The sequence below is a fragment of the Marinobacter sp. BSs20148 genome, from assembly GCF_000283275.1.
GTDB lineage: Bacteria > Pseudomonadota > Gammaproteobacteria > Pseudomonadales > Oleiphilaceae > Marinobacter > Marinobacter psychrophilus.
In genome coordinates, this window is the sequence record NC_018268.1 from 2,251,515 (window position 1) to 2,264,233 (window position 12,719).

The following is a 12,719-nucleotide window of genomic DNA, read 5'->3' on the forward strand; positions in this document are numbered from 1 at the left end:
AACATAAAGTCATTGCGGGCACTGAGGTGACACCGGCTTTTATGGTTCTAAAAATAACAGGGGCGAAGACTGAAAGCAGCCTTCGCCCCTCACCGGTTGTTTGAAACCGGACGCAGTTGGCATTAAATCAACGACTCTGAAGAATTCGCAGCATGCGCCTCAGCGGTTCTGCCGCGCCCCACAACAACTGATCGCCCACAGTAAACGCAGAAATGTACTCCGGCCCCATGGTCAATTTGCGTATACGGCCCACTGGAATACTCAGGGTGCCGGTTACCTTTGCCGGTGTCAGCTCGTGCATGCTGGCCTCGCGCTCGTTGGGGATAACTTTCACCCAATCGTTGCCGGCGGCCAGAATCTTCTCGATTTCGGCAACAGGCAGATCTTTGCGCAACTTTATGGTCAGTGCCTGGCTGTGTGAGCGCATGGCACCGATTCGAACGCACAAACCGTCAATGGGAATCGGATTGTCGCTGCGGCCCAGAATCTTGTTGGTTTCAACACCAGCTTTCCACTCTTCCTTGCTCATACCGTTTTCGAGCTGTTTGTCGATAAACGGAATCAGGCTGCCCGCCAGCGGCACGCCAAAGTGCTCGGTCGAAAACTCGTTGCTGCGCATGGTGTCGGTCACCTTGCGGTCAATCTCCAGAATCGCAGAAGACGGGCTGTCCAGCTCGGCTTTAACGCTGCCATTCAGCTCGCCCATCTGATTCAGCAACTCGCGCATGTTCTGCGCGCCGGAACCGGAAGCGGCCTGATACGTCATGGGCGATACCCATTCAATCAAGTCCTGTTCCAGCAAACCGTCCAAGGCCAACATCATCAGGCTCACTGTGCAGTTGCCTCCGATGTAATCTTTCACGCCTTTGTCGAGCGCAGCGTCAATTACGTTGCGGTTAACCGGGTCTAGCACAATGACAGAATGGTCAACCATGCGCAGGGTAGACGCAGCGTCTATCCAATAGCCGTTCCAGCCGGCATCTCGCAGTTTCTGATACACCGCCGAGGTGTAGTCGCCGCCCTGACAGGTCAGAATCACGTCCAGGGTCTTTAGTGTGTCGATATCGAAGGCGTCCTGCAGCGGCAGAATGCCATCGCGGCCCACATCCGGCGCCGGTTGCCCGGTTTGCGACGTGGAAAAGAATACCGGTTCGATATCCGCGAAATCGTTTTCTTCACGCATACGATGCATGAGGACAGAGCCCACCATGCCACGCCAACCTACAAGCCCAACTCGCTTCATGCGGCTTTTGAACCTCTTTTATACCTGTCAGCAGCCGGTGTCGCTGGCGCAGACAAGATGAATTTTTTACGCAGTAACAACGCTGCATTACTGCGAATTAAAATGCTGTCGATTTAACATACTATCGACTTGAGCACACTGTCCAATTATAGCTGCGCCAGTACCGCTTCACCCATTTCACGGGTAGAAACCCGGGTGCAGCCCTCCGACATTATATCCGCTGTGCGCAAGCCCTGGTCCAGTACCTTGCCAACCGCGGTCTCAATGGCTGCGGCGGCGGCGCCTTCATCCAGGCTATAGCGTAGCATCATCGCAACGCTAAGAATGGTCGCCAACGGGTTTGCAATGCCTTTGCCGGCAATATCAGGTGCCGAACCATGGCAAGGCTCGTACATGCCCTGCTTCGCCGAATTCATCGAAGCAGATGGCAGCATGCCGATGGAGCCTGTCAGCATAGCGGCTTCGTCAGAAAGAATATCACCAAACATATTGCCGGTTACAATCACGTCAAACTGTTTGGGTGCGCGCACCAGCTGCATCGCGGCATTATCCACGTACATGTGGGACAGCTCTACGTCCGGATACTCGAGCTTGAGCTCGTTCATAATCTCACGCCACAGCACGGTCACTTCCAACACGTTGGCCTTGTCAACCGAGCACAGTTTTTTGCCGCGCTGCTGGGCCGTTTCAAACGCGACCCTGCCAATACGGCGAATTTCAGTCTCTGTGTAGGCGTAAGTGTTATAGCCCTGGCGCTCACCGCTTTCCAGCTGCCGCACACCGCGGGGCTGACCGAAGTAAATGCCGCCGGTCAGCTCACGGATAATCATGATATCCAGCCCGGACACCACTTCCGGTTTCAGCGAAGAAGCAGACACCAACTGCGGATAGAGAATAGCAGGGCGGAAATTGGCAAACAGTTCAAGGTTGGAACGCAGGCCCAGCAAACCTTTTTCCGGACGTTTGGCCATCGGCAGGCCGTCCCACTTCGGGCCGCCAACGGCGCCCAGAAGAATCGCGTCGGCCTTGGTGGCCAACTCCAGGGTTTCATCCGGCAGCGGAGTGTCGGAATCGTCCAGCGCAGCACCGCCAACCAAGCCGTGTTGAAAGCTCAAATCAAGCTTGAACGACTCATTCACCCAGCGCAGTACTTTTTCGGCCTCGCCCATGATTTCAGGGCCAATGCCATCGCCCGGCAGCAATAATATGGTTCGTGACATTTCAGGTTCCTTGATATCGGTTTCGACATGGGTGTGGCAGCCAAATTACTGGCCGGCACCAAACAGCCAGGGCGCGGTTTTGCGGCGCGCATCTTCGTAATGCTGAATAACATCGGCGTCTTCCAACGTCACACCAATATCGTCCAGGCCATTCAACAGGCAATGGCGACGAAAGCCGTCTACGTCAAAGCTGAAAGATTCGCCAGACGGCGTGATAACGGTGTTGACTGCAAGATCCACCGTCAGTTCATAACCTTCGCTAGCCTCAGTTTCAACAAACAGCTGGTCAACTATTTTTTCATCAAGAACAATAGGCAGCAGCCCATTCTTAAAGCAGTTATTATAGAAAATATCAGCAAAACTGGGGGCAACAATCACCCGAAAGCCGAAGTCTTCAAGCGCCCAAGGCGCGTGTTCACGACTGGAACCGCAACCAAAATTGGTGCGGGCCAACAGCACGCTGGCGCCGCTGTAACGTTTTTGGTTCAGCACAAAATCCGTGTTTAACGGGCGCTGGGAACTGTCCTGACCAGGCTCGCCCTCGTCTAGATAACGCAATGGATCAAACAGGTTGGGGCCGAAGCCGGTGCGTTTGATGGACTTCAAAAATTGCTTGGGAATGATCAGGTCCGTGTCCACGTTGGAACGGTCCATGGGGGCTACGAGGCCCTGGTGTTGGGTAAATGCACGCATGGTCATTGTCTCCTGTAGCTCAGTTCAGCATTTCACGAACGTCAACAAAATAGCCGGCAATCGCTGCCGCCGCTGCCATAGCCGGGCTAACCAGGTGGGTACGCCCACCAAAGCCCTGACGTCCCTCAAAATTACGGTTAGAGGTAGACGCACAATGCTCGCCCTGCCCTAACTTATCGGCGTTCATGGCCAGGCACATAGAGCAACCGGGGTCACGCCATTCCAGGCCCGCTTCCAGGAAAATCTTGTCCAGCCCCTCAGCTTCGGCCTGCAACTTCACCAAGCCCGAGCCCGGCACCACCATGGCCTGTTTCAAACTACCCGCAACTTTGCGGCCTTTAACCACCAGCGCCGCCTCGCGCAGGTCTTCAATCCGGCTGTTGGTACAGGAACCAATAAATACCCGGTCCAGCTTGATGTCGGTGATCAACTGATTGGGCAGCAGACCCATGTATTTCAGCGCACGTTCAAGCCCTTCCCGTTTGATCAAGTCGGTTTCTTTAGCCGGATCTGGCACCCGGCCGGCCACATTCGCCACCATTTCCGGGGATGTGCCCCAGCTAACCTGAGGCTCAATATCGGCACCGTCAAACTCAACCACTTTGTCGAATTCGGCGCTAAGATCACTGTGCAAGGTGCGCCAATGAACAACAGCTGCATCCCAGGCTTCACCCTCAGGTGAAAACGGCCGACCCTTGACGTAATCAATAGTGGTGCCGTCTACCGCCACCATGCCAACGCGGGCGCCGGCTTCAATCGCCATATTGCACACCGTCATCCGGCCTTCCATGCTCAGACCGTGTATGGCGTCGCCGCCAAACTCGATGGCATGGCCGGAACCGCCAGCGGTCCCGATTTTGCCAATAATCGCCAGCACGACGTCTTTGGCGGTTACGCCTTTACCCAACTGGCCATTCACTTTCACCAGCATGTTTTTCATTTTCTGCTGCACCAGGCACTGGGTAGCCAGCACGTGTTCCACTTCCGAAGTACCAATACCGTGGGCTAAGCAGCCAAACGCGCCGTGGGTCGAGGTATGGGAATCACCGCAGACAATGGTCATACCGGGCAAGGTTGCACCCTGCTCGGGCCCGATCACGTGAACTATGCCCTGGCGCTGGTCTTTAATCTTGAATTCGAGAATGCCGAACTCGTCGCAGTTGCTGTCCAGGGTTTCTACCTGAATGCGCGACACCGGGTCTACAATGCCGTCGATTCCCATGGCGCGGTCAGTGGTAGGCACGTTATGGTCAGGCGTTGCCAGATTGGCATCAATCCGCCAAGGCTTTCGGTTGGCCAGGCGCAGACCTTCAAACGCCTGCGGCGACGTCACTTCATGCAGCAGGTGGCGGTCAATGTAAATAAGCGCAGAGCCGTCATCACGCTGTTTTACCAGATGATCGTCCCACAATTTGTCGTATAAGGTTTTACCCGCCATGATCGCTCTCTCATCGTTTTTGGGTTTTAAACAAAACTCATCGCCGTTGGTGCGGCTACGCGCTTTAGAATTCTGATTGTTTAAACAGTTTAAAGTGCCTGACCAATAACCTCAATTCATGTTTTTTATGCATAGCATTCCTGTTTGGAATACTGTTGAGTAGAATGAAACGCTTCAAGCGTGTTCTAAAAAGCACTTTTAACCGACGGCAGTCATGGTACTTATGGATTCCAACACATTGCGCGCCTTTCTGGCCATTGTTGACCAGGGCTCGTTCTCTGAAGCCGCCGAGCAGCTGCACATTACCCAACCTGCCATTAGTAAGCGGCTGGCCGCCCTAGAGGCCCAGCTCGGCGCCGAACTGGTTGATCGCAGCCAGCGCCAGCTTAAGTTAACCGACGCCGGCGCTCGGCTACTGCCCCATGCCAGGCGAATTCTGGATGAAATCCACAACGCCCGCATTGCCCTGTCGCCAAGCACCCGCGAAGTTGCTGGTGAACTACAGATTATTGCCAGCCATCACATTGGCCTGCACCACCTGCCAAGCTGGCTGCGGCGTTTCAACCGCGACCATCCGCAAGTCACCCTTGATCTTCAATTTATGGAATCAGACGCCGCCTACGCCCAGATGCGCAAACGCGGCGCCGAACTGGCGTTTGTGACCCTGAGCGATGGTATAGACCCGAACTTTAAGGTGTACGCCCAATGGCCAGACCCAATGGCGTTTGTGGTCGGGCCGGAGCATCCGCTGGCAGCGCTGGAACAGCCTACTCTGGCGGACTTGTCTGGCCACGCGGCGCTATTGCCAGACACCAGCACGGGAACTTACCGGTTAGTCAGCCGGCTATTTATGGAAGCCAACCTGCCGTTAAGCTCACAGATGCCCACAAATTACCTGGAAACCCTGAAAATGATGACCAGTGTGGGTCTTGGCTGGAGCGTATTGCCGGTGCGCATGCTGGACAGCAGCCTGCGGGTAGTGCCGGTGGAACATTCAGTGGCGCGGCTGATGGGTGCTATTGGCCTGTCAGGAAGAAACTTGAGCGGTGCCGCCCAGGCTCTGCTGGCGATTGTGGAACAACAGGAAGAAGCCCGGCGCGGTAACCGTTAAAGCAGGGGACAGATTTCAAATCTGTCCCCTGCCCCTCTCCAGCTCAGGCGGCGGGGGTGGTGGTCGCAAACCGCGCCAGGCCGCGGCGAACGCCAAGGCGGTGACAACCGCGCTGCCCAGAAAGGCCGCTGAGGTATCAATACCGTCTACCAGGAACCCCGCACCCCAGGCACCCAAAGCCCCTCCGGCACCAAATGTTAAACCGCTATAAAGTGCCTGCCCCTGGCCGTGATGATGGCGGCCGAAAAAGCCTTGAATGTACTGCACCGACACCGCATGTAACGCGCCGTAAGACGCCGCATGCAACAGCTGGGCAAATATCAGCACAGGCAGCACCGACGCCATTTCCGCAATCAGCAACCAACGCAGCAGGCTTAGCAGTAAAGCCGCCAGCACAATGTTTCGCACGCTGAAACGCGCGCCCAGGCGATGCATTACCATAAACAGCACAATTTCGGCGATAACCCCCAGTGACCACAACAAACCAATGGCCAGCTTGCCGTAATCGTGCAGCTGTAGGTGAATACTGAAAAACGTGTAGTAAGAGCCGTGGGCCACTTGCAGCAAAAAGTTCATGACAAAAAACGCAATTACCGCAGGATGAGTCAAAATGGCCTTCAGGCTGCCCCGCGGGGACTTCTGGGTGCGAACGACTTTTTCAACCGGAAGCATCCAGGCCGACACCGCAATGCCGGCAAACAGCGGAATCAGCAGCATCGGCAAATAGCGAATATCCACCCATTCCAGCAGTACGCCAATCAACGCCACGGCGGCAATAAAACCCACCGAACCCCACAAACGGATTTTGCCGTATTGGTCTCGTTGCGAACCCAGAACTTGAAGGGTGATGACTTCGTAAAGAGGGAGTACCGCGTTCCAGAAAAAAGTGAACGCCAACATAACTAACAGCAGGCCAGTGAAGCCGGGCTCTAAGAACACGCCAGCAAAACACAGGGAACCGGTGATGGTACCGAAGCGTACCAAGCGCACTCTTTGCCCTGTGCGATCGCCCAAATAGCCCCACACGCTGGGAGCCACAATTTTGGTAAGCTGGATGGTCGCCATCAAACTGGCGATTTGCAGATAAGAAAAGCCGCGGCCATCAAGGTAAAGCGACCAGTAAGGCAGCATGCCGCCCAGCAGGGCGAAGAACCAGAAATACAAATTCGACAGGCGCCAGTGCGTCACTATTATCCCTTACCTTTGATTCGCGCCGCTACCTTTTAGTACCATTTTCAAGCCAGTAGGGACGGATTTGAAATCCGTCCCTACTGAGCGAGGAGTGGGGACGGATTTCAAATCCGTCCCCGCTGTCTCATCCCTGGTGCATCAAAGCTGAGGCAGCACCGGGGTGGTTACTCGCACATCAGCGTTCTGGCCGCGATGGCGCAAATAGTGGTCCATTAGCACAATGGCCATCATTGCCTCGGCGATGGGCGTCGCGCGAATGCCCACGCAAGGATCGTGGCGGCCAGTGGTGATAATCTCGACCGGGTTGCCGTCAACATCAATACTCCGGCCCGGCAAGCGCAGGCTGGAGGTCGGCTTGAGCGCAATGCTGGCCAGAATAGGCTGGCCAGAGGAAATACCGCCCAGAATGCCACCAGCTTGATTCGACAAAAATCCTTCCGGTGTCATTTCGTCACGGTGTTGAGTACCTTTTTGGTCAATACAACCAAAACCGGCACCAATTTCAACGCCTTTTACCGCGTTAATGCTCATCAAAGCGTGCGCAAGGTCTGCGTCTAGCCGGTCAAACACCGGCTCGCCCAGCCCCGGTGGTACGCCTTCGGCTACCACGTTAATACGGGCGCCAATAGAGTTGCCTTCTTTGACCAACGCCTTCATGTAGGCTTCCATTTCCGGCACTTTGCTGGCATCCGGGCAGAAAAACGGATTCTGGTGCACTTGCTCCCAATCCAGGGTCTCGGCTTTTATCGGGCCTAATTGGCTCAGGTAGCCACGCACGGTAATGCCTAGGCGATGCAGCAGGAATTTCCGCGCTACGGCGCCGGCGGCCACACGCATGGCGGTCTCGCGGGCCGAAGAGCGTCCGCCACCGCGATAATCCCGCTCACCGAATTTGTGGTGATAGGTGTAATCGGCGTGGGCCGGGCGAAACTGGGTGGCGATTTTTGAATAATCTTTGGAGCGCTGATCGATATTTTCAATCAGCAGACCAATAGGAGTGCCGGTGGTGCGGCCTTCAAATACGCCGGATAGAATGCGCACTTCATCGGCTTCGCGGCGCTGGGTGGTGTAGCGCGACGTGCCCGGTTTGCGGCGATCAAGATCGTACTGCATGTCGTTTTCACACAGCTCCAGCCCCGGCGGACAGCCATCAATCACACACCCCAGAGCGGCCCCGTGGCTTTCACCAAACGTGGTCACCGTAAACAGCTTGCCAAACGTGTTTCCAGACATAATTCAGTATCTTATCAAGTTGTTATAAAAAAGGTGTGAAGATTTTTTCAGCTGTTTGACAGATATTTACGCAAGTCTTTAGCGACAATAGCGAGCACCCCGTCGCCGCCGTTTTCAAACTCCAGCCAGGTCAGCGGCAGCTGAGGGTAGGCCGCATCCAGCTCTGGCCAGCTGTTACCGACTTCCACAATTAACAGACCGTTGTCAGTCAGCCGATCAGCCGCTCCGGCCAATATGCGATGGGCAATCTCCAGGCCGTCTTCACCGGCCGCCAGGCCCAATACTGGCTCATGGCCGAACTCCACAGGCATATCGGCCAGATCCCGTGCATTGACATAGGGCGGGTTACTCAGAATTACATCGTAACGTTCATTCAGATTGCTGAACACATCCGATTGCACGGTACGCACCCGCTCGCCCAATTGATGCAAGGCAATATTGGAATCGGCCACCGCCAGCGCGTCGGTGGAAATATCCGCCAGGTCAACCTCGGCGCTGTCAAACACCGTGGCTGCGGCAATACCAATGCAGCCGCTGCCGGTACACAAATCCAGAATACGCTCGACATAAACATCGCCCAGCCAGGGCTGCAAGCCATTTTCCAGCAGCTCTGCCAGCGGTGAACGCGGCACCAGCACCCGCGGGTCTACGTTAAATGGCAGTCCCATAAACCAGGCTTCGCCCAACAGATAGGCCAGAGGAACCTGCTCTTCTACCCGGCGCTCTATGCGCTCCAGAATCAGCTCGCGCTCTTCGCGCACCAGGCGCGCATCCAGAAACAGGTTATTGTTTTCCAGCGGCAAATGCAGGCTGCGCATAACCAGCTGTACCGCTTCGTCCCAAACGTTGTCGGTGCCATGGCCAAAGTACAGCGGCGACTTGGCAAAACGGGAGCAGGCGTAACGCAAAAAGTCGCGTACGGTGGCCAAATCATCAACGGGGCTGGTCACGGCAAAAGAGTCCTGTCTGAACGGAAAATGGGCAAATAGTATACGTGTTTTGGCTGTGTTGCGCGCGACCTAAACCGGCTTAAACCGCGAGCGGGCCTGAGCTGCTGTGGTCTTGCTCATAGCGGTCCAAAGCCGCTGCCATGCGCTCGCGACCCAGCTGAATCAGCTCTGGTGCTTTGTGAAAATCGTAGCTGCGGCATACGTTTTTTGGAATATTTACCAACAGGTCAGGCGGGTAGCCGGCAATTTTGTACTGTACCAACACGCTCTGCATGGTTTCAATGGCCAGGTTCATCACCTCGAACTTGCCAATACCCAGCTTTTCCCAGTTAATGGTCTGGCCTTCGTCCTGAATTTTGCTGGTGCTTGTCGGCTCGGCTGATTTCAGGCTTTGTGCCGCTTCTTCTTCGGCCTGCTTACGCTGTTTTTTGGCGTTCTGCTTTTGCACTTCGCGGCTGATTTTATCTTCCGCGGGCTCACCGTCGACTTTACCGCCGGCCAACCCTTTCAGCGTGTCCCAGTCAAACCAGCGAGAGGCTTTTTCACGCATTGCGCTCATCCACTCTTCACTGTCGTCATCATCGTCGAGGCTGGTAAAAGCCGCATCCGACAGACGCGGACTGCGCTCTTCTTCACCCGCCAGGTTCACCGCAACAATCAGGTCGGCATGGGCCGAAATGGTCGGAATGATCGGCAGCGGGTTCAGGGTGGCGCCGTCAACCAGCACCCGGCCGTTCAGTACCAGCGGCGTTACCACACCGGGAATGGCCACCGACGCGCGTATGGCCTGGTCCAGCGGGCCTTCCTGAAACCAGATTTCTTTATGGCCCAGAAGGTCTGTGGCTACCGACGTAAACGCAATGGGCAAGTCTTCTATGCGCGTATCGCCTAGAATGTCGCTGACGATAGAAAAGATTTTCTCACCGCGAATAGCGCCCACCGCACTGAAGGTTACGTCCAGTAGCTTAAGCACATCGAACTGCCCTAATCCCGTTACCCAGTCTTTGTACTGCTGCAGCTTTCCCGCAGCGTACATGCCGCCCACCAGGGCTCCCATAGAGCAACCGGATATCGCAATAATTTCATAGCCGCGTTCGTTAAGCACTTCAATGGCGCCAATATGGGCATAACCGCGGGCGCCGCCGCTGCCCAGGGCGAGGGCAACGGTAGCGCGCTTTTGCCGAGGCGCCAGCTTTTTGTCTTTGGCGGTTTCCGACGCAGCGGCAGAAGCCAGACCGCCGCTTTCGACCACCACGGAACTGCTGCTCGCGGCGGTTTTCACAGAACCTGCCGTCAGGCTTTTGTCAGCAACCGTCTTGTCATCGTTTTTAGATGTCATGACATCACCTTGAAATCACCACAATTTCCACACGGTTGCCGTTGCGGTTCGGATCTGACTGAATAATGCTCGGGCCCACCACCACTAACTGCTGGCGTTCCTTTACAATGCCGGTTTGCACCAGCAAATCAGACATCGATTCACCAGCCGTGCGGGCGCGAGCCATGGCGTCTTCCAGCGGCTCGCTGCCTTCCAGTTCCGAGTAGGTGATCAGCATCACGGTGCTGCCGTCGGCATCGGCCCAGTCCAGTAACATGCGGCGGTCCTGTGATTGCCAGTCAAAGCGCACAATAAAGCCGTCTTGCCAGGCCACCGTCAAAGGCCCGCGAATGCGACTTTCCAGAGACCCCAGGCCGGGCACCACGGCGCCCGAGCCAACCTCGAAGTGCTCTACCCAGACGTATTCGCTCTGGTTACCGCGGGTAACCGTGTATACCAGGGTTAGCCAGCGCTGGCCGTCTTCACTGACGGTGCCCGTCACCAAGTAATCCTGTGCAGTGTCGCGACCAAGCAGCATGGATTTGTCAAAAATCTGATTGGCCCACACGTTGCTGCGACCGCAACGCACGCCCGAGCATTCAAACAATATGTTAGCGCCAGAGTCCAACAGCGCCTGGCGATAGTAATTCAACGCATCGACCCGGCTGGAGTCCGTGTTAATGCGATACAGCAGACTGTTGCCGGATACCGGCAGCCGTGCCATCACATCGGACCGAATTTCACTGTTAATTTCCCGCACCGGGCTGAACAGAACAAGGTGCCCGCCCGACTCCAGCGGCCGGGTTTCTTCTAGCTGTGACAAAGGAAACGGCTCTGGAGCTGTCTCCGGAAATGCAGCCAGTGCCTGTTTGCTGGCAACAGCGAGCATCGCTCCAAGTGTTAACGTAGCTCCAATAACAAAACTTTTCGCACATTGACTATGCAACACAGCATCACCTATTGATTCAAAAATCGTTTAACAGCCTCGGTCACCGGACGGGTATCGCCATCCAGATGACAGTGGTGGCCGCCGGGAACATCAACCTGCTGAAAATCTTTAATCACTTGGGCGCGGATGTGGGTAGTGTCGGCGTTGTCTGCCAACAATCCGGATTGCGCCCGCACAAATAACGTTGGCGTGCTCAGCGCCGCTAAGGACGCCAGCACCTGCTGTTCTGACAACATCAGCGACGACGGGTGCCGCAACCGCGCATCGGTGCGCCACAACCAGCCGCTTTCCACTTTTTGCATATTACGAGGTACAAGGGCTAGAGCCGCTTCCGGGCTCAAAGGACTCAGGCCGCCGGCCCGTACCTTCGCCGCTGTCGCTAAGTCCCGATACAACGCCGGCTTACTAGAACCCGCCAGGCGTTTGCTGATGGAACGGCGCAACTGGGGAATCACATCATGTTCGTGACGGCTGAGCGCGCCCAGGCTGTCAATCAGCACCAGTTTGCGCACCCGCTCGGGGAATGCCGCAGCGTAAAGCGCCACAACAATGCCGCCAAGAGAGTGCCCAACCAAGTCCAACGGAGTCTTGTCAGCGTCAAAGTGAAGTTCAATCAGTTCGGCAAGATCCGCTACGTAATCCATCAACACATAATGTTGCCCCGGCGGGCGATGGCCAGAACGGCCGTGGCCTGCAAAATCAAACGCGTACACGTCGCCAACATCGGTCAGTTCCGGTGCCAGATGGGTAAATGTATCGCTGTTATCAAGCCAGCCGTGCAGCAACAGCATTGGCCGCAAGTTCGCGGCTTCGGGCTGTGCAGGCCAGCTTAAGCCCGCCAGCGTGATGTGCTCCAGTGGCCATAGAGCTTCCCGCCCGGCGGCAAATTCTGTATCTGTATCCGCCAACGCGGCAGCAGCTTCGGTCATCGGGTACCTCAGAGTGTATGGGTGGGGCGGTCAGAACTTAGCGAACCCGCCAAATACGACTCGATTTTGGTTCTGGCCAATTCGGCGTCAACACTGAACTGTACGCCAATACCGGCCGCGCGGTTCCCTTGTGCGCCTTTTGGTGTAATCCAGATAACCTTGCCAGACACCGGCAACTTCTCCGGTTCGTCCATCAGATTGAGCAGCAAAAACACTTCGTCACCAAGCTGGTACTGCTTTTGGGTGGGAATAAACAGGCCACCTTGGCGGATATAAGGCATATACGCAGCGTAGAGTACTGCTTTGTCTTTAATGGTCAGGGTTAATATGCCACTGCGATTTCCGAATCCGGACCCCATAACAAATACCTTGTCTGTGGTGTATCAATAAACGTTTCGGCAAACGTATCAATAAATATTGGTTAATCATAACAGTAGCGAGACC

The 12,719-nt window shown here is 55.6% G+C and carries 12 protein-coding genes; 1 reads left to right on the top strand and 11 read right to left on the bottom strand.

Annotation, left to right across the window (positions count from 1 at the left end; translation table 11 throughout):
• Positions 1–127 precede the first annotated feature (127 nt).
• The 4 genes from asd to leuC form a co-directional block, all read right to left on the bottom strand.
• Positions 128–1,243 (bottom strand): aspartate-semialdehyde dehydrogenase, encoded by a 1,116-nt coding sequence (gene asd / locus MRBBS_RS10220; protein ID WP_041635242.1) that lies wholly within the window; start codon positions 1,241–1,243, stop codon positions 128–130.
• A 146-nt stretch (positions 1,244–1,389) separates the two neighbouring features.
• Positions 1,390–2,463 carry a 3-isopropylmalate dehydrogenase gene (gene leuB, locus MRBBS_RS10225; protein WP_014871425.1) on the bottom strand — a complete coding sequence of 358 codons (1,074 nt, stop codon included), beginning with the start codon at positions 2,461–2,463 and terminating at the stop codon, positions 1,390–1,392.
• A gap of 45 nt (positions 2,464–2,508) precedes the next feature.
• A complete protein-coding gene (gene leuD / locus MRBBS_RS10230) occupies positions 2,509–3,156 on the bottom strand; it encodes a 3-isopropylmalate dehydratase small subunit (RefSeq protein ID WP_014871426.1) in 648 nt (215 codons plus the stop codon).
• Between the two features lie 19 nt (positions 3,157–3,175).
• The gene (gene leuC, locus MRBBS_RS10235; RefSeq protein WP_014871427.1) at positions 3,176–4,594 is read right to left on the bottom strand and encodes a 3-isopropylmalate dehydratase large subunit; all 1,419 of its coding nucleotides are present in this window, start codon (positions 4,592–4,594) and stop codon (positions 3,176–3,178) included.
• 223 nt (positions 4,595–4,817) lie between these two features.
• Between leuC and MRBBS_RS10240 the strand changes: the two genes are divergently transcribed.
• Positions 4,818–5,705, top strand: coding sequence for a LysR family transcriptional regulator (locus MRBBS_RS10240; RefSeq protein ID WP_041635243.1), 888 nt, complete (start codon positions 4,818–4,820; stop codon positions 5,703–5,705).
• Positions 5,706–5,720: 15 nt separating this feature from the next.
• Here MRBBS_RS10240 and MRBBS_RS10245 read toward each other — a convergent pair whose 3' ends face one another.
• From MRBBS_RS10245 to MRBBS_RS10275, 7 genes are all read right to left on the bottom strand, one after another.
• On the bottom strand, positions 5,721–6,893 hold the full coding sequence (locus MRBBS_RS10245) for an MFS transporter (protein WP_014871428.1): 1,173 nt from the start codon (positions 6,891–6,893) through the stop codon (positions 5,721–5,723).
• 141 nt (positions 6,894–7,034) lie between these two features.
• Positions 7,035–8,129, bottom strand: coding sequence for a chorismate synthase (gene aroC, locus MRBBS_RS10250; protein WP_014871429.1), 1,095 nt, complete (start codon positions 8,127–8,129; stop codon positions 7,035–7,037).
• Positions 8,130–8,176: 47 nt separating this feature from the next.
• Positions 8,177–9,079 (bottom strand): 50S ribosomal protein L3 N(5)-glutamine methyltransferase, encoded by a 903-nt coding sequence (gene prmB / locus MRBBS_RS10255; RefSeq protein ID WP_014871430.1) that lies wholly within the window; start codon positions 9,077–9,079, stop codon positions 8,177–8,179.
• 79 nt (positions 9,080–9,158) lie between these two features.
• On the bottom strand, positions 9,159–10,418 hold the full coding sequence (locus tag MRBBS_RS10260; protein WP_014871431.1) for a patatin-like phospholipase family protein: 1,260 nt from the start codon (positions 10,416–10,418) through the stop codon (positions 9,159–9,161).
• 4 nt (positions 10,419–10,422) lie between these two features.
• A complete protein-coding gene (locus MRBBS_RS10265; protein ID WP_014871432.1) occupies positions 10,423–11,286 on the bottom strand; it encodes a DUF4892 domain-containing protein in 864 nt (287 codons plus the stop codon).
• Positions 11,287–11,354: 68 nt separating this feature from the next.
• Positions 11,355–12,275, bottom strand: a complete 921-nt coding sequence (locus MRBBS_RS10270; protein WP_014871433.1) for an alpha/beta fold hydrolase — start codon at positions 12,273–12,275, stop codon at positions 11,355–11,357.
• A gap of 8 nt (positions 12,276–12,283) precedes the next feature.
• The gene (locus tag MRBBS_RS10275; protein WP_014871434.1) at positions 12,284–12,634 is read right to left on the bottom strand and encodes a PilZ domain-containing protein; all 351 of its coding nucleotides are present in this window, start codon (positions 12,632–12,634) and stop codon (positions 12,284–12,286) included.
• Positions 12,635–12,719: the final 85 nt, after the last annotated feature.